Source organism: Akkermansia sp. N21116 (assembly GCF_029854705.2).
Classification (GTDB): domain Bacteria; phylum Verrucomicrobiota; class Verrucomicrobiia; order Verrucomicrobiales; family Akkermansiaceae; genus Akkermansia.
The window spans coordinates 36,911-58,860 of record NZ_CP139035.1; the positions used below are offsets into that span (position 1 = coordinate 36,911).

Consider the following 21,950-nt stretch of genomic DNA (forward strand, 5'->3'; position numbering starts at 1 on the left):
AGAACGACCTTTTCATTCTTCTCATCCCCCCATATGCAACATGGCCCGGTTTCCTAATCGGAAAACCGGGCCACGGAAATACAATAATCGAAAAGCTTTATTCAGCAGAAGCTTCCTTTTCTTTTTCGGCAGCCTTGCGAGCTTCTTTAGCTTCTTCCTTAGCCTTCTTGAGCTCTTCCTTCATCTTTGCTTTTTCGTCAGGATCAAGACGACCGTTCTTGTTCACGTCGTATTTTTCAAGCATTGCCGCTTTCTTTTCAGCGGGGGTCATCCTCTTGACGGGCTTATCGGCAGAAAAGGCAGGAGCGCAAAGGGCTGCAGCAAGCAGAAGGAATATATACTTTTTCATAAACTGGATGTTTTCTTTTGAAAGGTTATCTCTCTTTACTCCACTCCAGTCGGGATGTCTCTCTTTTTTTAAGGCTCCCTCTGCATTTTTTCTCATCCATCCGGTCAAGCTTCATTCGCATCATTCCATGATCCCGACCGTTCATGCAACTTGACGAGTCGGAACACCGGACTATATTGGTAAAACTTCTGTCTTTTTCTCTCTACCACAGAAATATTCTCCCTCGTCAAACCATGAAAATTCCGCGTCTTCCCGTCCTAAACCCACTCATACTTGCATTCCTGGCTTCATCCTCCCTTGCCTCCGAACCCATCATCCCGGCAACACGCCCTACGGAAAACACCAGTCACTGGGTACCGGCAAGAACCCGGGAAGTCAAACGCCAGTTGAAAGAGCTGCCATGCGATATCCTCTTTGTGGGTGATTCCATCACGGAATGCTGGGAACGGGAGGGTAGGCAAATTTGGCAATCTGCCTTTCTCCCCATGAAAGCCGTCAACTTCGGCATCAGCGGAGACCGTACGGACAATGTCCTCTGGCGCATCAAGGATACCGGGCTTAAAACAACAACTCCACCGAAGTGTTGCATTATCCTGCTTGGAACCAACAACATCGGCAAATGGGATGCCAAACAAAAAACGGACGACATCGTCCGAGGTATCGAATCCGTCTGCAAAGCCATTCGGGGAAAATTCCCGCTGACTCACCTCATCCTTATGGGAGTAACGCCTTACGGCAACGACCCAGCAACTCCTCATCGCCGGCAAGGCGATGAAATCAACGCCAAGCTTGCCAAATTAAATCTGCCTTATTCCGATTTCCTGAACTTGAATGACAAAATGCTCAACGAGGACGGGACTCAAAAGGAAGGCCTCTTCAAAGACCATGTCCACCTTACTGCAGCAGGCTACCAAATATGGGCCGATGCCCTACTCCCACTACTTCATAAGCAAAAGTAGACAGAATATATCTCCTGGATCCCACTACTGGGCGCCATTAACCCACTTGCCTCCGCCTTCCGGCAGATAGCCGTTGGAGACGGGGGCATAATAGGTTGATTTTGTATTTCCCCACAGAGGAATCCCGATCAACTTGTTCCACCAGTAGGACATGCTCATTCCCGTGTAGCAACCGTAACTCCAGCATTCGGCATCAGACTGGAAAATTCCGGGTTTGATCTTCTCCAGATCGGTTTCATGAATCCACTGCATGGAAACCGCCATAATCTCATTGCCATAGTCCAGCATGAACGCATAGGCATTGGAATGGCCAAAGTAATAGAAAGACTCTACTTTCTCTCCCCGAGCTCTCGGCACTGCATTTAACGTGGAAATTGCCTCATCGGCGCTTTTCACCCACTTTATGTTCACCTTGTATTTGGAAGCCAGGTCATTAATCCACTGCACGTACGGTTTGCCATCCTCGCGGGCACGCGTCTCATAACCGGGACGGTACACAATCCAGGTAATTTTCGCCTTGGGGTTTTTCTGCTGGATTTGAGCGATGCGAATTGTCGAAGCGCGAACAAAATTCGCCCACCAGTTGTCATGGCGATCCGGTTTGATTCTTAACTGTTCCCAACGTTTCAGGGCAGGACCTCCCGTCAAAACGACATGGGAGGCATGGGACACGCAGGAAAACGCCAGCAGAGCAACGGCAATACCAATAGGGCGAATCGACATGCAGCAACTATCCACACAAGGATTTAGATGTCAATGCAAGGGGAAAGAAAAAATTCATGAGGGGCGCGCTATCGGATTGCCAATCAGCCTCATCCTTGTACACTTCCCGTGCGGACGGATATTACCCCCTCCGACCTGGAACTATGACTCAAGCAATGAACGTCGCAATTGTGGGCGCAACCGGTGCGGTTGGCGTCGAAATTCTCTCTTGTCTCGAAAATCGCAATTTCCCGCTCAAATCTCTGAAACTTCTGGCCTCCGCCCGTTCCGCAGGCAAACAAGTATCCTTCCGGGGCAAGATGCTTACCGTTGAAGAACTCACGGAGAATTCTTTTGAAGGAGTCGATCTCGCCCTGTTCAGCGCAGGCGGCGACATCTCCCGTCAATTCGCTCCGATAGCCGCAGCGGCCGGTTGTGTCGTGGTAGATAATTCCTCGGCCTTTCGCCAGGATCCCGATGTTCCTCTCGTCGTTCCGGAAATCAACCCGGAAGCAGCTCTCAACCACCCGCGCAATATCATCGCCAATCCGAACTGCACGACCATCATCACCCTGATGGCCCTCTATCCACTGCACCTCAAGTTCGGCCTCAAGACGATCATCGCCTCCAGCTACCAGGCCGTTTCCGGTAGCGGTCAGCACGGCATTACCGAATTGGAAAACCAGGTGCGCGCCATCGCGGACGGTCACCCCTTTACTCCCAGCGTCTACCCCTGCCAGATCGCCTTCAACGTCATCCCGCAAATCGACTCCTTTACGGATACCGGGTACACCAAGGAAGAACTCAAAATGCTCAACGAGAGCCGCAAGATCCTCTCCTTGCCCGATCTCAAGGTCACCTGCACCTGTGTCCGCGTCCCCGTATATAGATCTCACTCCATCTCGGCCATAGCCCAATTCGAACGACCGGTTAGCGTCGAAGAAGCCCGTAAAGCCTATGACGGCATGCCTGGTATCGCCATCAAAGACGATCCCGCAACTTCCACCTGGCCCACGCCTCTGGACACAACCTGCCAGGATATCTGCCTCGTCGGACGCATCCGCAAAGACCTCGCCATCGACAACGCCCTCAACCTCTGGGCCGTCGGAGACCAGGTTCTCAAGGGAGCGGCGCTCAATGCCGTACAGATCGCCGAGTTGCTCGTCAAGCACGACTGACAAAACGGCAAACTAGCCCACCAATCCCAACCCGTCATGAATCTCAAGGAATACATCGCACACTGCAACACAATGGTCGAACGAGAACTGGACCGCCTCCTCCCTCCGGAAGAGACGGTACCCTCTACCATTCACCAAGCTATGCGGTACAGTATTTTTGCCGGGGGAAAACGGCTCCGTCCCGTCCTCTGCATGGCAGCTGCCCAAACGTGCGGAGGCAGGGAAGAAGATGCCCTCCTTCCCGCCTGTGTCGTAGAAACCCTGCATACGTATTCCCTGATTCATGATGATCTGCCCGGCATGGATAACGACGACCTGCGGCGCGGCAAACCCACCTGCCACAAAGTCTTCGGCGAAGGAATAGCCATCCTGGCCGGAGACGCTCTGCTGACAGAGGCTTTCGCCATGCTCTCCAGGGTCGAGCCGACGGAAAGATATTCCGTCAAGGACTTCATCGTCGAACTTGCCTCCACCGGAGGCAGCGTCAAATTGATCGGCGGCCAGGTTCTCGACCTCGAAGGGGAACACAAAAAGCTCACCGAACCTGAACTTCGTGCCATTCACGAAGGAAAAACAGCTGCCCTGCTCACCACAGCGCTCCGCTTCGGAGCCATGACGGCCAACGCAACCCCGGAACAACTTGCGAGCCTCACCACATTCGGTTATAATCTGGGGTTGGCCTTTCAAGTCGTCGACGACATTCTGGACGTCACCGCCACCACTGAAGAACTCGGTAAAACCGCCGGCAAAGACGCCAATGCGGAAAAATCCACCTACCCCGCCCTCCTCGGCCTGGAGGGCGCCCGGAAGGAAGCCGATCGCCTTACTCAGGCTGCCATGGATGCTTTGTCCATGTTCCCGGAATCCCGGAAAGAACGCCTCGTCCAGCTGGCGGATTACCTCCTCAACCGTAAGAATTAATTTAATTTCCACTTATAGACTCATGGTCTCCAATAACGTTGATCAACTCATTAAACTCGCCCTGGAAGAAGATTTCGGCACAGGCGACGTCACGTCCCAGTATTTCGTCCCGGAAACCCTCACAGCCAAAGCCATCCTCACTCCCCGGAAAAAAGGAGTCCTCTCCGGCGTAGAAGTAGCCGCCCAAGTCTTCCGTACCGTAGACCCCACGCTGAAAGTAGAAGTGTATCTGCACGATGGAGAAGCCGTAGCTCCGGGGGCCGTCGTCATGTTGATCGAGGGGAAAGCGCAGTCCATTCTCGGAGCCGAACGCACAGCACTCAATTTCATCCAGCGCCTGTCCGGCGTCGCCACCCTGACGCGCAAATACGTCAAGCAAGTATCCCACACCAGCGCACGCATCCTCGACACACGCAAAACAACCCCCGGATACCGTCTGCTCGAAAAAGCGGCCGTCGTTCACGGAGGAGGTACCAATCACCGCCTCGGACTCTATGACCGTGCCATGGTCAAGGACAACCATCTCATGACGGATGGCAATCTGGAACACCTCCAGAAATGCATCAATACGCTCCGAGCCGAAAAACCAGGCGTGGAAATCCAGCTTGAAGCCGACCGACTCGACCAACTCGAAGCTTTTCTCAAGCTCGACGGAGTCGATCACATTCTGCTCGATAACATGTCCCCCGACATGCTCCGCCAAGCCGTTGCCATGCGCGGAGATTCCTCCACTCCTCTGCTGGAAGCCAGCGGCGGAGTCACGATGGAAACCGTCGCCGCTATCGCGGAATCAGGCGTTGATTTCATCTCCGTGGGCTATATCACCCACTCTGCGCCCTCCCTGGACCTCGGACTCGACTTCGCCGTACAAGCCTGATCGGGTTTCATCCCCAACCAATCAACTCCTCCGGAAAACGCCATGGATTTATCAAGCTTCAGAAAAGAATACCTCAAAGATACCCTCCACCGCAAGGATCTCCATGCCAATCCGGTCGAGCAATTCCAGATCTGGTTCAATCAGGCGCTGGAGGCCAACATTCCCGAGCCCAACGCCATGAGCGTCGCCACGGTCAACGCACAGGGGCATCCCTCTCTGCGTACTGTCCTGCTCAAGTACTTCAGTGAGGAAGGCTTTGTTTTCTTCACTAACTACGAAAGCCGCAAGGCACACGACATCAGCGAAAACGCGAATGTCTGCATCATGTTTCCCTGGGTTGTCCTCGAACGCCAGATCATCATCTACGGCAAAGCGGAAAAAGTCTCCCGGGCAGAATCCCTGCGCTACTTCATGAAGCGCCCTAAAGATTCCCAGCTGGGAGCATGGGTCTCGCATCAGAGTTCAGTCATTTCCGGCAGGAAGCTTCTGGAAATGAAACTCATGGAGTTGAAACGGAAATTTGCCGACGGAGAGGTTCCCATTCCTTCTTTCTGGGGAGGTTTCCGGATCGTCCCGTCACAAGTCGAATTCTGGCAGGGCGGCCCCGGACGCGTCCATGACCGTTTCATGTACACCCGCCGGGAAGATAATTCCTGGACTATCGAACGTCTCCAGCCATGATCGCCGAACGGACAACTGCCAGCGGACTGCGCTTCCTTGACATCTCTACAGCAGACTGCACTGCCAGCCTGTGCATCCAGGGAGCCCATCTGACCTCATGGAAACCCGCCGGACAGGAACACGACTGTCTCTTCCTTAGCCCGGATACACAGCTGGAACCGGGCAAGGCCATCCGCGGAGGCATTCCCATCTGCTGGCCATGGTTCGGTAAACGTCCCGGGGCTCCTTCTCACGGTATCGCCAGGATTTCGGAGTGGACGCTTGATAACGTCTCTGAAACCGAAGAAGGAGTCCACATATCCCTCCGTCTTCTCCCCGCCGAAGAAGGAATGCCCGTCGCCTTCCTGCGCATCGGTCTTGGGAAAACCCTCACCATGTCTCTCAAGACAACGGCGAGACACCACGCCCACGATCTTACGGAAGCCTTCCACAACTACTTTCTTCTCGGCGATGTCCGCCAAAGCCGCATCACCGGCCTGGGAGATGCTCCTTACGAGGAATTTGCAGGACAAGCCGCCCACCACGCCAAAATCCCTCTTCCTCTTACACTGCATTCCGCCATCGACCGGGTCTATAGCGTGGACGAATCGCTTCAGGAACTCATTCTGGAAGATCACGCCCTGTGCCGCCAGATCCGCATCACCCGGCAGGGAGCCTCATCCGTAGTCATCTGGAACCCCTGGGAAGAAGGAACCCGTTCCATCAACGACCTACCCTCCGGCTCATGGCAGCATTTCCTCTGCGTAGAAACAGCGAATGCCTTGGAGAACATCATTCGCCTGGAACCCGGGCACACCCACATTATCACTCAGACCATCAGCGTAGAATCTCTGTAACTCAATCTTCGACGATACTCTCGTTCATTGAAACCAAGTCATTAGTTATCTGCTCACGCTTCATAGGCTTCCACCGCGCGCAGAAGCTTTAAGCAATCCGCACATTCCCGCACGTCATGGACGCGATGGATCTGGGCTCCGTGTCTGTCGCCGTACATCGTCAGGGCAGCCGTTCCATAGGGCTGGCGACCCCGCTCCAGCTCTCCAAGGATGGTACTAATCATCCGCTTGCGGGAAAGAGCCAGAAGAATCGGGCGTTCTGCGACACGCAATTCCTCAAGGCGGGCAATCAATTCAAGATTATGTTCCAGCGTTTTGCCAAAGCCAATACCGGGATCCCAGCAAATTTGCTCCTCCCTGACCCCCGCACACATCAATGCAGCATAGCGTTCTGAAAAGAAATCTCTGACTTCAGTAACAACACAGTCATATTCCGGAGCATCCTGCATCGTCTTCGGTTCTCCCTTCATATGCATCACCACCACACCGCAGCCTGTCTCTGCACACAGTTCAGCCATCCCAGGAGCCTGCATTCCTTCTATATCATTGATAATATCCGCCCCCGCTTCCAATACGGCACGGGCAACAACCGTCTTACGGGTATCGACGGAAATCAGCACATCCCCGCATACCGCCCTCACAGCGCGAACCACGGGTAAAACGCGGGCCATCTCCACCTCTTCGTCCACATTCTCGGATCCCGGACGCGTCGACTCTCCGCCAATATCAATAATCGCCGCCCCATCCTCTATCATCCGCATGGCATGAACCGTAGCCTGTTCACAGGACATGTGGGCACCTCCATCGGAAAAGGAATCGGGAGTCACGTTCAAAATCCCCATCAATATTCCTCCGGCACCGACATCCAGAGTTTTTCTTCCAGTCTGCCAAATCATGTTCTTCACTATCATGACGGGAGTATTCTGCCCCAAAATCCCCTCCATGATGAGCTTTTTCCGTACCATGCCAGCAAAAAATCCATCCTGTACAGGAGTAGGATTCATGATTCATGCTTGATCATTTGATTGCCTTCCGATCTTTTCTATCATAATACAGAAGTGCAAACAGGACAGTCTGCAGGAAACGACATTCCAACAGCCCATTTACCACCATGAAAAGATTCACTATGTTCCTCGCCATCATCTGCATGGCCATTTCCGGGCTTACCTTCGCCGTTGACGAAGGCTTCAATGACGAAGACGGCCCCTATGTTCGCGTCATCCGCCATGATGACGGTTCCAAAAGCATCTTCAAAAGACTCCCCAACCAAAAGGGCATGCAAAAACGTATGTACAATTCGGTCGGCACTCTGATTTCCGTCACCCAGTACGCCACCGGAAAATGGGGAGAACTCACCGGATGCAAAATCTACGACGGCAAGAAAAATGAAATCTACAAAGTCTCCTACGGCTACGACAAAAAGACCGCCAAGCTGCTGGAAGAACGCATGTACGATTCGAAAACCAACCTTCTCCTGCGCCGCTTCATCTACACCTACGACGATGCCGGCAACCGCAGCAAACCCATCTGCATCAACATCCGTAAGGACGTTGCCGAAGAATACAAAAAGCTGATGGAAGCATCCATGCCCGAAAAGGATCCCTTTGCCGACGATCCCAAACAAGCCCTTCCCACTACTCCTCCGGGAACTCCGGCCCAGGAACCCAATAAGCCCTCACAAAATAAGTAGGAATCTTCGGTTTTTACAACAAAGTTTCAGCAGGGATGCTCCACACTATCGGCGGAGCATCCTTTTTTTATCCCGGCGTTTTCCCGTGTAGATTCAATCCCGCCTGTACCTGACTGTATCGACATCCTGACGGAACCTCTACGGGTTCATGGGATAGTCAGTAATATTCTCCTTTCGAGAGGTATAAAAAAGAACCGTCCCTTCCAATAAGAGACGGTTCTGAAAACTTACGATAGACTAGCGGATAAACCAATTAGTCGAGCTGGGTACGAGAATAACGGTAGTAGCTCTGGAAGCCCAACTCAGCCGGAAATTCGCTCATACCACCGTTGGGATTGTATTCGCGAAGGCCGCTCTGGCCGCAGAAGCCCTGATACGGGGGCTTGTAGGTGCACTTGTAGGTCGGAGCCCAGAAGGTTACGAGTTCGTACAGGCCGTATCCCATTCTCTGAAGCATGCGGGAGGTACCGTCAACGAGGCCGACGGAGAACCCGGCATAGTTGCCATCCTCGGAGTTCCAGCGAATCATCTGGACCGGGATTTCTTCAGCAGAGTAAAGGAGATTGCTCAGAGCACGTCCCAACTTGCGAGAAGGAGTGTACTCGGCAGCAGGAGGAGCCTGAATATCTGCCATGGCTGTGCCCAACAGGCCGGCAGCAAATAGAAGAGTATAAATGGCGCGTTTCATGGTGTTCTTCATATATGACATATCGCTAATGGAAATCAATCGAAAAATGACAAAAGATTTAATCATGTTCCGGACGTGGGTCACGATTCATCAATTCATTTAAGGCAGAAAGAGGGGCTTTCCCTTCATAAAGAACTGAATAGACAGCGTCAATCAAAGGAGTTCTAGCCCCGACTTCCCGTGCCATCTCATAGATGGAACGCGTATTGGGCACGCCTTCCGCCACCATCTTCAGGGAATCCAGCGTTTCCTGGAGAGAAATACCACGGGCCAGGCTCTGTCCGACGCGCTGGTTGCGCGAATGGGAAGAGTAACAAGTCACAACTAAATCGCCCATTCCGGACAACCCCATGAACGTCTCCTTGTTTCCCCCGTAGAGGGAACCGATGCGAGTCATCTCGGCCAGACCGCGCGTCACCAAGGCAGCCAAAGCATTATCCCCGATTTTAAGTCCCACGCAAAGACCGGCCCCAATGGCAAAAACATTCTTGATTGTCCCTCCCAGTTCCATACTGGTCACATCATTGGATGTGTACACACGGAACTTGCCCGTTGACAAAGCTCTCTGGACACGATCGGCATAATCCTGCTCCTCGAACCCGATCAGGGTAGCCGATGGCAACCCCATGCAAATATCCTCTGCATGATTGGGACCGGAAAGCGCACCGATCTTATTGGAGGGAAGGTATTCCTTCAAAATCTGGGTCATTCGGCAATGCGTACCCTGTTCGATTCCCTTCGTACAGGAAACGAGGATAGCGTCCGGCCGCAGTTCGGCATTCTGCAATGTGCTGGCCACGGAACGCATCGCTACGGACGGCACGACAATCAATACTAAGTCAGCATCCAGCACTTGGTTTAAATCGGATGTCGGCATGATATTTTCCGCCAAAAGCGGGGCCGCGTCCAATAAAAAAGGATTTCGTCGAGTGGAAGCGAGGAGCTCGGCCTGGGTTTTATCCTGTGTCCACAACACGACATCTCTGCCTGATTCGGCTGCGACCATGGACAACGCTGTTCCCCAAGAGCCTGCGCCGACAATGGCAATTTTTTGTAATTCTTTCATTTATTTCCGGGAAAATGCTTTTGGTTCAGTGCCTTTTAACAGGCGCGAAATATTTGACCGATGCTTGGCAATCACCAAAATGGCCACCAACAGCAAAAAGATAATCACAATGGCGTCCGGCCTCCAGACCAACCCTCCCAATGCAAAAAAACCATAGCAATACAAACCACTCACCACCATGGCTACAGCGGCCACAATACTCGCCAGGGATACATAGCGCGTCGTCAGGAATACAACCAGCCAAACGACTATGGCAATGCCGAACACCTGGGGAGACAGAGCCATCAGGACACCGGCCGTCGTCGCCACTCCCTTACCCCCCTTGAACTGGAGGTAACACGTATACGTATGCCCCACGATCGTTGCCAGGCAAACCAGCACCAGCACCGTTTCCGACATCCAGGCCGAGGAACCGGGCCCCTGCAGGAATGAAGAAAAGTGCGCCCAGCAAAATACAGGGAGAAATCCCTTCATAAAGTCCAATACAAACACAGGGAATCCAAGACTTTTACCCAAGACACGCACAGCATTTGTCGCTCCAATATTATGCGATCCATGTTCTCTCAGGTCGACTCCTTTGATGCGCCCGGCCAGATAACCGAACGGCACGGCACCAATCAGATAGGAAGCAATAATGTACAGAAAAGCGATCACGAATTGGTCAATAATATACGCGTCACAGCACCGCCACGCAACGGTAAACAGACAACACATTTATGAATAATAACATAGAACCGGAGCCGACCTTTGCATGGCGGTTTCCGGCTCTATCACATATACCCGGTAAGCACACTTACCAACGGCCTCGCTGGCTGCGGAATCCTCCACCGCTGCGACTGCCACGGTCACGGTAGCCGCCGCGCTCCGAATCGGAAGCGTAACCGCCGCTACGCGAACCGCCGCGCGAATTACCAAAGCGCTCGCCACGACCACCGCGGAAACCTCCGGCAAACGGACGCCGAGAATGACTTCTGCCCCGGTCTTCTCGCTCCGGTCCAGGAGCGCCTTTATCTTCGCGAACATTGACCTCGTAACCACAAATCGTCGCCGTAGACAGGGCTTCAAGCAACTTGGGGGCAACAGCCGCATCCACTTCAATCAAGGAATGTTTGGGGAACATGCGAATATCCCCGATAGCGCCGCGGTCCATTTCCACCGTATTGTAAAACAACCCCGCAATATCCTTCGGGCGGATGCCCAGCATCTTGCCGCCATTCATAAACAGGGTGACAGATTCTCCATTGCTTTCCCAGGAATCTCCCTTCTGGGGCATTTCACCATCCTCGCGTTCGGTTCCTCGCGACTTGCGCGACGAGAAGCGGGAAGGCTTATCCTCCGGAATTGGCTGAACCTCACGATGGGATTTGCTCTTGACCAGCTCGAAGAGGGCGGACACAAGATCCTCGGCGGAAGCTTCCACTTCGCGCAATTCCTCCGGAAGCCCGGACCCCGGTTTCAATTTTTCGATCACATCATCCACGAGAGACTCCGTGCGCAACTGTTCCACTTCAACGGCAGTCATTACAGGCTCGCAAGAGAGTTTCGTACCGATAAAGCGCTCAATGCGGTTCAATAAAGCAAAATCACGACGTCCGACAAAAGTAATAGCCTTGCCCTTGCGACCGGCGCGAGCCGTACGACCGATACGATGCACATAATCCTCCGGATCGCGAGGCAATTCAAAATTGACCACAGCATCCACATCGTCCACGTCCAGACCTCGGGCGGCAATGTCCGTCGCCACCAGCACTTTCAGGTTGCCTCGGCGGAACGACTCCATCACGCGTTCGCGCATAATCTGGGGCATATCCCCATGGAGGCGGTCCACCGCATAGCCGCGAGCCATTAAACCGTCTACAATATCGTCCACCACCCGCTTCGTGTTGGCAAAAACGAGTCCCATCTTCACACGGCCCGTATCCAGTAAGCGGCTCAACAACTCAATGCGGGATGAAAACACGACCTCGTAGTAAAATTGCTCAATGGTTGGCACCGTCAGCGTCGGACGCTCAATGGCAATTTCTACCGGATCCGTCATGAACCGGGACGCCAGAGCACGGATCTGAGGGGACATGGTTGCAGAGAAGAACAATGTCTGCTTCTTGTCCGGCATCGCATCGGCAATCCGGTCAATGTCTTCCAGAAAACCCATGTCCAGCATCTCGTCCGCTTCATCCAGAATCAACATCTTCAGGTTATCCAGACGCAGTGCGCCGGAATCCATGTGATCCATGATTCTACCGGGCGTACCGACAACGAACTGCACTCCCCGGCGCAAGGCATCCAGCTGGGGTTTGAAAGATGCACCTCCGTAAACTGGAACGGCGGACACCCCGTCCAGAAACAAGGCCAGCTTGTCCACCTCGCGGCAAATTTGAACGGCAAGCTCACGCGTCGGGCACAGGCACAAAACCTGGACACCTCGTACATCGGTAGAGATCATTTCGAGAGCAGGAATGGCAAAAGCCAGCGTCTTGCCGGATCCCGTATGGGAAAGACCGATGATATCGGAACTGTTCAAGGCCGCCGGAATAGCGCGTTCCTGAATTGCAGAAGGAGTCTCAAAACCGAGAACTTCAATAGCTTCAAGAATTTCAGGGCAAATGCCCAAGGAGGAAAAGGAGGATACGTCTGACATAAATAAATGGAATGAAGGAGCGCTTCAGAACGTTATGAAGCTGACGGTTGATGCTCCTTCTGGCAAGCGCAAAGATGAAAAACTTTGTTCAAATTCATCTTCATCTCTTAAAATAAATAAATTACACACCAAAAATACTTTTCAACTCCTCCACATTTTGTTCAACCCGCATGGGATCGAACCTGTAGGAACGGAATCCGAAGACTTTCCCCGTCAAAATATTCTCAACCAGATCATCCACATACAACGTCTCTGCCGGATCCAGTTTCAATCCGGAAACTGCATATTCGTACATTCCGTCACCGGGCTTCATCTCTCCGACGACATAAGAATACACGGCATTGTCAAAAAACCTGTAAAATGCACTCTTCCGGATTTCTTCCTCATGCAAAGGGTTCGTATTGGAAAAAAGCACCAGACGGACGGAACGCTCCTTCATCCATGCACAAAAATCATGCATCGGGTGGATAGGAGCAAAAATATCGCACCACCGGAAGGAAAATTCATCCGCACTGCCTTGGAAATTCGTTATCTCCATACCACGGCTGATAAATTCTTCAGACCGCAACCCTCCCGATTCAAACAAGGCATACAATTGTCTGAATGCCGTCATTCTCGCTTCATCCGGGATCGAACCACGAAACAGTCCCTCCCACGGATTACTCCGAAGGCGCAACAAGACATTCCCAACGTCTATCAATGCATTCTTGATCATCGGACACATCTCCTCTACAGAAATTAGTAGGCAAACTGCAACCCCGCCTTGATATAAAACCCGGGATCCATCTGCTTTTTCGAAATTTCGTTCCTGCCGTTCGCCGTCTTAAAACGGGCGGAATTATACACGGAAACTCCCGCATCGACCACCAGCTTGGGATGGACTCTCCCCCAAGTTCCCAGTTTCGTCTCCGTGGCAAGTCCGACAATGCCGGATGTCCAGCAAAAACGTTCATAACGCCGATTATGCTTCACCGTCCAGGTACCGGACATAATCGAACAAAACGGACCCCAGGAAAAAACGCCACCCTCATTATTCATCAACGAAAACCGGGTACCCTCGAAATGAAATGTCCATACGGGAGACACCTTCCAGTTCATAATGAAAAACGGAAACAGAGGAGAATCCCCCAACTGCGGAGCATAAGCCATCCCGATGGAATAATCGAATGAATCCGACGTTTTGCTTCGTAACAGCACATGTCCCCCCAAATAGATATCGCGACTGCACCATGTATCCAGATCGGAAGATAGTTCGGGGGTTAGCCCTGCCATCAAATAAGTCGAACCAAACAGACGATATCCGGCCGTCGCGGAAAGCCAGATAGTATATAGGCGGTCCATGTCGAAATCAGCATCCTCTTTCCCATGAATCCAGGTCACGCGCAATGCAGCATCCATATTAAATACAAAACGGTTACCTTTGTCGTTCAAGAGATTGAACTTCGTCATCCAATTCGTCACATGTACATTCCCGGAACCATTCTTCGCCTTCATCGGCCCCAGCAGCTCATAATAGGACTGTGACGGGAAAAGAGGCTTGGGAGAACTCCCCGCACCGCCGCTATTATCATTGATCGAAGGATCATAGGATGAATAATCATAGGCATCATACCCACCCGCACTGCCATAAGCCGAGGATTCATCATACCGAGGGGATGTATTCTGATAAGTATCATACCCATACTCGCTATCATAGTTAGCTCCCTTGGCAACACATGCAGCAAAAATCAGACCTGTAAAGATACTCAATACTCGCTTGGGAAGACACATGTACATGTCTTAGCCGAATCACGCCCCAAAGAAAGAAAAAAATGTAATTTTACTACAATACATTGACAGTGTTAATCTAACAATTATAGTAATCCCTCCTTCAGAATCACATAATGCTGAAAAATCCATTTTCCGATCATTTTAGTATTGCCAAGAATGGGAAGCAATGGTAGTTTCTTTCCCGTCAACTCCACAGGGAGTTGCAAGTGGCTCGGTAGCTCAGTCGGTAGAGCAGGTGATTGAAAATCCCCGTGTCGGCGGTTCGATCCCGTCCCGAGCCACCACTTTTTATCCCAATTCTTTACCCTTTTTTATTCGGGAAGTAGCTCAGCCTGGTGGAGCGCCTGCTTTGGGAGCAGGATGTCGCAGGTTCGAATCCTGTCTTCCCGACCATTTTAAACGGGTTCCTGTTTTACTTGTCGCTGGAGGGCATTCATTTTGACGAAAAGCCGCCGTTTTGAAGTTGACCCAATTCTATTGACTCCCGTCATATTTTCATTTACTGAAAAATCATGGGCGTTATCAATGAAATTTGGCAAAACATGACGGCACCACTTCGTGCCGAGGCAACACCAGAAAACCTTGCCCTATGGGAATCTCGTGCCCCGGGATGGATCGTCACGTGTAAAAAATGCGGACTTCAGGATCCATTCGGCCGATATGGAATCCGCCAAAAGGCCGCCGGAAAAAGATGGCTCTTCGGACCATGCCGCCAATGCGGTAAATGGTCTTGGCACCCCGTAACCAGAAAATAGTCCCCCCTAGATATCAATTATAAGATACGCCCGCCGCGATTTGGAAAAATCAACGCCGGGCGTATTGGTGTTCCTATGACAGGTTGTTTATAAATCCCGGGAGTGCCGGACAATTTTACCCGTTTCGAGGTAAATAACGTCTTCGCAAATGTTCGTGGCGATGTCGGCAACACGTTCCAGTACGCGAGAAATACCGACGCAATTGAGATAATAGCCCCCCTGGTTGGGATAGCGGGCAATCATTTCCTCGGCTTTACGGACGTTTTCGCGGTTAAAGTCGTCCACCACCGAATCCTTGCGGATGGTTTCAAACGCCAGCAGGGTATTGCTGTCGTTCATCGCCATCAGAGAACTCCGCAGCATGCCGCGGGCACTATCCGCCATGGAGCTGAAATCGAACTTGTCTTTCACTTCCTCCACCCGGGGAGCCATGTGTAGAACACGTCGGGCGATGTTCACGGCAAGATCGCCGACGCGTTCGATCTCGTTATTGACCTTCAACAGGGTAATCACGGTACGCAAATCAGTTGCTACAGGCTGGTAGAGAGCCAGGATTTTGAGGCACTCTTCCTCGATTTTTATTTCGTTGCAGTCAATGGCATAGTCTCCGTCTATCACCGCATGAGCCGAGTCGCAATCCAAAGAGTCAACGGCCTGGAGTGCGCGTTTCAGGGAGTTTTCCACTTCGCGAGCCAATTGTTCCACCATATCCTTGAGGTGGTTGATTTCATGAGTAAAATGTTCTTTCATAATAATTTAACGGTAAGATCTATTAACCGAAACGTCCCGTAATATACTCTTCGGTCTGTTTGTTTTTCGGATTGGTAAACATGATGTTGGTGTCGTTCACCTCGATGATGCTGCCTTTGTAAAAGAAAGCCGTATAGTCACTGACACGGGCGGCTTGCTGCATGTTGTGAGTCACGATGACAATAGTGAAGCGTTTCTTGAGTTCCATGAGCAGTTCCTCAATTTTCAACGTTGCAACCGGGTCAATGGCACTTGTAGGTTCGTCCATCAGCAATACATCCGGAGCGGCGGCTATAGCTCGTGCAATGCACAAACGCTGCTGTTGTCCGCCAGACAGGGCCAGACCGCTCTTTTTGAGTTTGTCCTTAACTTCTTCCCAGATAGAAGCTCCCTTCAGAGCCTCCTCTACACGGTCCGCGACCTCGGACTTGCTCAACTTGTAATGCAATTTGAGAGGATAGGCGACATTGTCGAAAATCGACATGGGAAACGGAGTCGGTTTCTGAAAGATCATGCCGATTTTGCGGCGTAATTCCAGAATATCCACATCATTGTCGAGAATGTTTTTCCCGTCGAACAACACCTCGCCTTCCGTCCTCTGGTCACGGTAAAGTTCGAAAATGCGGTTGTAGATGCGCAAGTGAGTGGATTTACCGCATCCGGAGGGACCGATCACTGCAGTAATCCTGTGTTCGGCAATGTCCAGATTGTTGTCGAACAAAGCCTGATGAGTTCCGTAGAAAAAGTTCAGATTACGAGCCGAAATCTTAGTTTTTATGTTGTCTGTCATTGAAGATGATTCGTGTTGAAATATTGATAATCAAGATGACTGCCGCTATAATCAGGGCAGCTCCCCACCCCGCAGCCTGCATGGACTCAAAGGGAGAGTTCATAGAGTACTCCGTAATCAGGACGGGCATGTTGGCAGTCGGCTGGGAAAAATAATCCGTCGGCCATGCATCGGCGAACATAGCTGTGAACAGAAGCGGTGCCGTCTCGCCGCTAACGCGGGCCAAAGAGAGCAAAACTCCGGTGACAAGCCCGTTTTTCGAAGCACGGGTGACGAGGCACAAAGTCGTCCTCGTTCGAGTCATCCCGAGGGCAAGGGCCGACTCCCGCAGAGTATTGGGTACCATAGCCATCATATCTTCGGTCGTACGCATCACCACGGGGAACATGATAATTGCCAGGGCAAAAGACCCGGAAAATCCGGAAAAATGTCCCGTCGGCACCACGATCAACCCGTACACGAACAATCCGACGATGATGGATGGAATCCCCATCATCACATTGGCGCTGAAACGAATCAACTTCGGAAACTTCCCGTATTTTCCGAACTCGGCCAAATAGATCCCGGCGGCCATCGCTGGCGGCACGGCCATGATCACGGCGCCCAGCGTCACATACACGGTCCCGAGCAAAGCATTGGCAATACCGGAGTTCGAACTTCCGTAAGGTTTCGACGGATTAGTCAGGAAACTCCAGTCGATTACCCCGATACCATGGTAAACGACCGTTCCGAGAATCCATGCCATCCCGCCAACAGCCACCACAATCGAGAATAGGGAAAAAATGCGGAGCAGGCAGTCCGACAGTTTGCGGAATCCCATCGGGCGCTCCTTCATGATCGTATCAAATTGTTGAGAATTCTTCATAGTTCAATGTTCCTCACCGCGTTTGGCCCCTGTAGCGAACAGATAGTATTGGGCGAAAACCTGAATACCGAATGACATAATCAACAGGATCAACCCAAGAGCGAACAGAGTGCTTCTCTGCAACCCGTCCGCTTCGGCAAAGTTGTTGGCAAGTGTAGCGGCAATCGTCGTACCGCTGGAGAATATCCCATGAGGCATATCCATCATGTTGCCGATGACGAAAAGTACCGCCATCGTTTCCCCCAGTGCCCGGCCAAGGCCAATGAATACACCGCCCAAGATTCCGCGGATACCGTACTTGACAATGACGTCGCGGGCGGCTTCCAGTTTGGTGCAACCGATACCGAAGGCGGATTCGCGCAGCATCGGAGGAGTCATCTTGAATACATCGCGCATGATCGCACTCATGTAGGGCAGGATCATCAATGCCAATATCAAACCTGCCGTCAGAAATCCGAATCCGTTGTAATCCTTGCCGAGGATGGCACTGATCACCGGCACTTTCTCCAATCCCAGCGTTTCCGCTAGAAAAGGTTGCACGTATTCCTGCATCAGCGGGGCGAGGACAAACAACCCCCACATCCCGTAAATTACACTTGGGATAGCCGCCAGCAAATCCATAGCCTGACTCAATGTCCGGTTCACCCATGGAGGGGAATCAACCACGTACATGGCCGAAACAAACGACAGGGGCAAGGCCAGCACAAGAGCGATAACCGTCGTCAGCAGCGTCCCCAGAATATTGGGCAAGGCACCGTACTCCTTCGCAACCGGATCCCAGGAATCCGACCAGAGGAACCCGATGCCGAAACGGCTCCAGGCATCCCCGGAGTTGATGCCCAGCTGAATGAATATGCTGAGCATCAACAATCCGATCAGAGAAGCACAGGCCAGGCAAACGGTTCTAAACAATTGGTCCGTCTTAGACATGGCGAGTTCCTTCAGAGCGTATGGGTAATGGGGATTACTTTTTCAGAGGGCCGGCATTGATCAGGCCGACTACATTTTCAGGCAGAGGCACGTAATTCAATTGCGTCGCCTTAGGAGCGCCTTCCGTAAAGCACCAGTTGAAATAACGGGTAAGAGCGGCCTTCTTATCGGCGGCAAGATCTTTGCGGATCAGGATGTACGTCACACCCGTAATCGGCCAGGATTTTTCACCGGGAGTATCCGTCAGAGCCATGCATAAGCCGGGGGCGTTCCGCCAGTCCGCATTGGAAGCGGAGGCAGAGAAAGTTTCCACGCTGGGGGAAACAAATACGCCTTCGCGGTTCTTCAGAATCGCGCAATTCAGATTGGACTCCACCGCATAGGTGTATTCCGTGTAGCCGATGCTGCCCTTGATCTTGGCAACGTTGTTGCACACACCGGGATTTTTTTGACCACCAAGACCGACAGGCCACTTGACGGACGGACCAGAACCAACCTTTTCCTTCCATTCGGAGGAAATTTTGCTCAAATAATCGGTGAAAATAAATGTCGTACCGCTGGAATCGGAACGGCGCACGACCGTGATCTTCAGGTCGGGAAGATTCAGGTCGGGATTCAATGCTTTGACGGCATCGTCATTCCAACGGGTGATCTTACCGAGATAGATATCGGCAAGGGTTTGCTGGTCGAGCTTCAATGCACCGGAGGCAATGCCCGGAATGTTGACGATCACGACAACGCCTCCCGTCAACATCGGGAACTGGATCAGAGCAGCTTCATTCTGCTCTTGAAGGGAAAGAGGATTGTCAGTCCCTGCGAAATCAACCGTTCCAGCTTTGATCTGGTTAATTCCGGCACCGGAGCCAAGGCTTTGGTAGTTGATTTTGACCTCCGGATTTTTAGCGGAATAGTCAAACGTCCAGGCCTGATAGACGGGAGCCGGGAATGAAGCGCCGGCGCCATTGAGGTTCATTTCCGCGTGGGAGACGGAAACGGAGGCAACGGAGAACAGCATGATGAACAGATTTTTTAACATAGTGTCTGTATGGGTTATACCGGAGGCAAAAACCTGCCGGCGCATCACATATCCCCTGTTCCCGCCCAATTAACGACAACTTTTGGGTGACAAAACGGACACTGGCAATAGAAGTATCCCAAAATCTTTCTGCCTCAACAACATTCCGCCAACCCATTCTCAACAAAAAAACCGAAACCGGTAGCAAGCCGACATTTCCCGCTGCCTCATTCAAACACAATAAAAAACCGGCGGGAATTGCTTCCCGCCGGCTCATGGCTCTATAATTTATTCTTCAACCCGGGCAGGAGGAACCTCGACCGAAGTAGCAGGTGCAGAGGCATCCACCGGTTTGCCGAGGAATCCCGGCAGTTCCAACCCTACGCTCTTGCCCAGTTCATGCAGAGGCAGGGTATCCTTGACGAGGTTTTGAACAAACCCGCCCACGGATGCTTCCTTGCTGTTGCCCATAACGACAACTTTGTCAAATTTGAGACTGGACACGGCATTCGTCTGATATTCAACGATCTTGGTAAGCTGTTCCGTCACCAGCAGGTTGGAGGCGGCATTTGCGGAGCCGGCGGCCTGCACAATTTGCAAAAAGCCATGGGCTTTGCCGGCCAGCACTGCTTCCACGGCAGCAGCCTCACCTTTACCCACCAGCTCGATACCTTCACCTTCAGCGCGCTTTTTAAGGAGCAATGCCTGGGATTCGCCCTCCGCCAGCTTTCTGATAGCCTCGGCTTCGGCCTGTTTCTCAATCAAGAGAGCATCAGCCTTACCTTGCTGTTCCAGCTTGAGAACGGCAGCCGTCGCTTCGGCCTGGACTTCGCGTTCCCGTTTCTGAATCTGGGCACTCACCAGGACGTTGGCTTCCTGAGTAGCCCGTTCGCGTTCGGCACGCTTCAATTCAGCTTCTTTTTCAGCCAGATAGGCTTCTTCCAAGGTTTTGGCTTCCTGAACCTTCTCGGCAATTTCGGATATCTTCTTGGCTTCCGCCTGCTTAACTTTCAACCGTGATTGGGATTCTGCAATCTTAATCGCAGCCTCGTTCTGGCCTTCAATAGCCTCGGCACGAGCCGAAGCCACATTGACGCTCTGTTCCTTTTCGGCTTCAGCCTTGCCGATTTCACCACGGCGCGTTTCATCAGCTACTTTGATCATGGCGTCATTGATCGCGCGGGCGGCAGCTTCCTGCCCCAGGGCATTGATATACCCGGAGGCATCCTGAATGTCCGTAATATTGGCATTAATCAGGTGAAGGCCGACCTTGTGCAATTCTACATCGACGCCTTCAGTAATACCCTTGATAAGCTTTTCACGGTCGGAGTTGATTTCTTCAATCGTCATGGAAGCGATCACGACACGCATCTGCCCCATGATAATTTCCGTAGCCAGGCTGCGGATTTCTTCGCGGGAACGTCCCAGCAAACGGGCAGCGGCATTCTGCATGATGTCCGGCAATGTAGAAATGCCTACGATGAACGAAGACGGCACATCCACACGGATATTCTGCGAAGAAAGGGCTCCCTGCAAAGGAACGTCGATATTGATCGGATTCAAATCCAGATAGCTGTAGGACTGGAACACCGGCAGCACAAAAGTCGAACCGCCATGGTAGCAACGAGCCGGCTGGCCTGAACCAACCCTCCCGAAAACGATCAGGATTTTATCGGGGGGACACATCCTGTACCGGCTGAACAGCCAGGAGGACACAACGATAATAAACAGGATCAAAGCGGCAACTGGAAGAATTGCGGGGATCTCGGCTATTATATTCATATGGTATTATCTATTTATTGGTTTAAGGGAAAAGACACAATAGTAACGGAAGCTCCGCCATCCAGGCAGGCTCCGGACTGACAAAAAAATCATAAAGCTTCGACCGTCAGGATACCTGCATTGACAGCGACAACCTTAACGGGGGATTCGGCCCGCAAAGGCACCTCACCTTCCTGAATGGCTGGCAAATACAACAATTGGTTCGGATGGGACACAAGCACTTGTCCTCCCGTGGCCTTTCCCGGAGGAACAGTCACATACACTTTGCCTGTCATCCCGACGAGGGTTTCGTACTTCAACGTACCGTCCGAACGCATCCCGTACACCATCCGCATAAGAAGTACAATCGCTCCGAACATGAGCAGGCCGACTCCCAATGCCACCCCCACCGTACCCCAACGGCTCAGTCCCGCATCCATGGCCATGATGCCGCCCCAGCCGAAACCGAGGAAGAAACCGACAATCGACCGAAGGGAAAGCACATGCAAATCGGTATCCGCGTGGACATCGCCTCCGCCGGCGTCAAAATCCATATCCCCTCCACTCCCGATTCCGAAAACCATCATGATCGACAAGAACACCGCCACAATCGTAGAAATGCCCGCAATAATGGAATAGATCCCGTAGGAACTCAAATAATCGAATGTGAAGAAATCCTGCATGAAAAAGCAAATACTTGTATCCTCTATAACGTCTCCTGCCTCTCGT

The 21,950-nt window shown here is 52.0% G+C and carries 23 protein-coding genes and 2 tRNA genes; 9 read left to right on the plus strand and 16 right to left on the minus strand.

What is annotated here, in order from left to right:
* Positions 1-97: 97 nt before the first annotated feature.
* Entirely contained in the window at positions 98-445 is a 348-nt protein-coding gene (locus QET93_RS00110; protein WP_280132560.1) for a hypothetical protein, read from the minus strand.
* Between the two features lie 137 nt (positions 446-582).
* Between QET93_RS00110 and QET93_RS00115 the strand changes: the two genes are divergently transcribed.
* On the plus strand, positions 583-1,308 hold the full coding sequence (locus QET93_RS00115) for a GDSL-type esterase/lipase family protein (protein ID WP_280132561.1): 726 nt from the start codon (positions 583-585) through the stop codon (positions 1,306-1,308).
* A gap of 24 nt (positions 1,309-1,332) precedes the next feature.
* Here QET93_RS00115 and QET93_RS00120 read toward each other — a convergent pair whose 3' ends face one another.
* On the minus strand, positions 1,333-2,031 hold the full coding sequence (locus tag QET93_RS00120; RefSeq protein ID WP_280126781.1) for a hypothetical protein: 699 nt from the start codon (positions 2,029-2,031) through the stop codon (positions 1,333-1,335).
* A gap of 143 nt (positions 2,032-2,174) precedes the next feature.
* Here QET93_RS00120 and QET93_RS00125 point away from each other — a divergent pair, with 143 nt between their 5' ends.
* The 5 genes from QET93_RS00125 to QET93_RS00145 are packed head-to-tail and all read left to right on the plus strand — an operon-like array spanning position 2,175 to position 6,503.
* Positions 2,175-3,188 (plus strand): aspartate-semialdehyde dehydrogenase, encoded by a 1,014-nt coding sequence (locus QET93_RS00125; protein WP_345786058.1) that lies wholly within the window; start codon positions 2,175-2,177, stop codon positions 3,186-3,188.
* Positions 3,189-3,224: 36 nt separating this feature from the next.
* Complete coding sequence (locus tag QET93_RS00130; protein ID WP_280132563.1) at positions 3,225-4,109, plus strand: farnesyl diphosphate synthase; 885 nt, start codon at positions 3,225-3,227, stop codon at positions 4,107-4,109.
* A gap of 22 nt (positions 4,110-4,131) precedes the next feature.
* Complete coding sequence (gene nadC / locus QET93_RS00135; protein WP_280126778.1) at positions 4,132-4,986, plus strand: carboxylating nicotinate-nucleotide diphosphorylase; 855 nt, start codon at positions 4,132-4,134, stop codon at positions 4,984-4,986.
* A gap of 42 nt (positions 4,987-5,028) precedes the next feature.
* On the plus strand, positions 5,029-5,667 hold the full coding sequence (gene pdxH / locus QET93_RS00140) for a pyridoxamine 5'-phosphate oxidase (protein ID WP_280126777.1): 639 nt from the start codon (positions 5,029-5,031) through the stop codon (positions 5,665-5,667).
* Positions 5,664-6,503, plus strand: a complete 840-nt coding sequence (locus QET93_RS00145) for a D-hexose-6-phosphate mutarotase (protein ID WP_280126776.1) — start codon at positions 5,664-5,666, stop codon at positions 6,501-6,503. Before pdxH ends, QET93_RS00145 begins: the two co-directional genes overlap by 4 nt.
* A 53-nt stretch (positions 6,504-6,556) precedes the next feature.
* On the opposite strand, the gene folP is transcribed toward QET93_RS00145, so the two are convergent.
* Positions 6,557-7,507: a dihydropteroate synthase gene (gene folP / locus QET93_RS00150; protein WP_280126775.1), complete on the minus strand. Its 951-nt coding sequence runs from the start codon at positions 7,505-7,507 to the stop codon at positions 6,557-6,559.
* Between the two features lie 107 nt (positions 7,508-7,614).
* On the opposite strand from folP, the gene QET93_RS00155 reads away from it, so the two are divergent.
* On the plus strand, positions 7,615-8,193 hold the full coding sequence (locus QET93_RS00155; RefSeq protein WP_280126774.1) for a hypothetical protein: 579 nt from the start codon (positions 7,615-7,617) through the stop codon (positions 8,191-8,193).
* Positions 8,194-8,446: 253 nt separating this feature from the next.
* Here the strand turns inward: QET93_RS00155 and QET93_RS00160 are convergent, their stop codons facing one another.
* From QET93_RS00160 to QET93_RS00185, 6 genes are all read right to left on the minus strand, one after another.
* Positions 8,447-8,881 carry an exosortase system-associated protein, TIGR04073 family gene (locus QET93_RS00160; RefSeq protein WP_280126773.1) on the minus strand — a complete coding sequence of 145 codons (435 nt, stop codon included), beginning with the start codon at positions 8,879-8,881 and terminating at the stop codon, positions 8,447-8,449.
* A 58-nt stretch (positions 8,882-8,939) separates the two neighbouring features.
* The gene (locus QET93_RS00165; protein ID WP_280132564.1) at positions 8,940-9,947 is read right to left on the minus strand and encodes an NAD(P)H-dependent glycerol-3-phosphate dehydrogenase; all 1,008 of its coding nucleotides are present in this window, start codon (positions 9,945-9,947) and stop codon (positions 8,940-8,942) included.
* Positions 9,948-10,601 (minus strand): glycerol-3-phosphate 1-O-acyltransferase PlsY, encoded by a 654-nt coding sequence (gene plsY / locus QET93_RS00170; protein WP_280126771.1) that lies wholly within the window; start codon positions 10,599-10,601, stop codon positions 9,948-9,950.
* A gap of 139 nt (positions 10,602-10,740) precedes the next feature.
* Positions 10,741-12,585, minus strand: a complete 1,845-nt coding sequence (locus QET93_RS00175; RefSeq protein ID WP_280126770.1) for a DEAD/DEAH box helicase — start codon at positions 12,583-12,585, stop codon at positions 10,741-10,743.
* A 121-nt stretch (positions 12,586-12,706) separates the two neighbouring features.
* A complete protein-coding gene (locus QET93_RS00180; protein ID WP_322190026.1) occupies positions 12,707-13,198 on the minus strand; it encodes an HAD-IA family hydrolase in 492 nt (163 codons plus the stop codon).
* 125 nt (positions 13,199-13,323) lie between these two features.
* Positions 13,324-14,355: a DUF6268 family outer membrane beta-barrel protein gene (locus QET93_RS00185; protein ID WP_322190027.1), complete on the minus strand. Its 1,032-nt coding sequence runs from the start codon at positions 14,353-14,355 to the stop codon at positions 13,324-13,326.
* A gap of 208 nt (positions 14,356-14,563) precedes the next feature.
* Here QET93_RS00185 and QET93_RS00190 point away from each other — a divergent pair.
* A tRNA-Phe gene (locus tag QET93_RS00190) sits at positions 14,564-14,639 on the plus strand.
* Between the two features lie 32 nt (positions 14,640-14,671).
* Positions 14,672-14,748: transfer RNA gene (locus tag QET93_RS00195), tRNA-Pro, on the plus strand.
* 449 nt (positions 14,749-15,197) lie between these two features.
* Here QET93_RS00195 and phoU read toward each other — a convergent pair.
* The 7 genes from phoU to QET93_RS00230 form a co-directional block, all read right to left on the minus strand.
* A complete protein-coding gene (gene phoU / locus QET93_RS00200) occupies positions 15,198-15,860 on the minus strand; it encodes a phosphate signaling complex protein PhoU (RefSeq protein ID WP_280132567.1) in 663 nt (220 codons plus the stop codon).
* Between the two features lie 22 nt (positions 15,861-15,882).
* Entirely contained in the window at positions 15,883-16,650 is a 768-nt protein-coding gene (gene pstB, locus QET93_RS00205; protein ID WP_322190028.1) for a phosphate ABC transporter ATP-binding protein PstB, read from the minus strand.
* Complete coding sequence (gene pstA / locus QET93_RS00210; protein WP_322190029.1) at positions 16,628-17,515, minus strand: phosphate ABC transporter permease PstA; 888 nt, start codon at positions 17,513-17,515, stop codon at positions 16,628-16,630. The genes pstB and pstA overlap by 23 nt, the downstream gene beginning before the upstream one ends.
* Before the next feature lie 3 nt (positions 17,516-17,518).
* On the minus strand, positions 17,519-18,445 hold the full coding sequence (gene pstC, locus QET93_RS00215; RefSeq protein ID WP_280126765.1) for a phosphate ABC transporter permease subunit PstC: 927 nt from the start codon (positions 18,443-18,445) through the stop codon (positions 17,519-17,521).
* Positions 18,446-18,479: 34 nt separating this feature from the next.
* A complete protein-coding gene (gene pstS, locus QET93_RS00220; protein ID WP_280132569.1) occupies positions 18,480-19,481 on the minus strand; it encodes a phosphate ABC transporter substrate-binding protein PstS in 1,002 nt (333 codons plus the stop codon).
* 267 nt (positions 19,482-19,748) lie between these two features.
* The gene (locus QET93_RS00225) at positions 19,749-21,242 is read right to left on the minus strand and encodes a flotillin family protein (protein WP_280126763.1); all 1,494 of its coding nucleotides are present in this window, start codon (positions 21,240-21,242) and stop codon (positions 19,749-19,751) included.
* An 89-nt stretch (positions 21,243-21,331) separates the two neighbouring features.
* A complete protein-coding gene (locus tag QET93_RS00230) occupies positions 21,332-21,904 on the minus strand; it encodes a hypothetical protein (protein WP_280126762.1) in 573 nt (190 codons plus the stop codon).
* Positions 21,905-21,950: the final 46 nt, after the last annotated feature.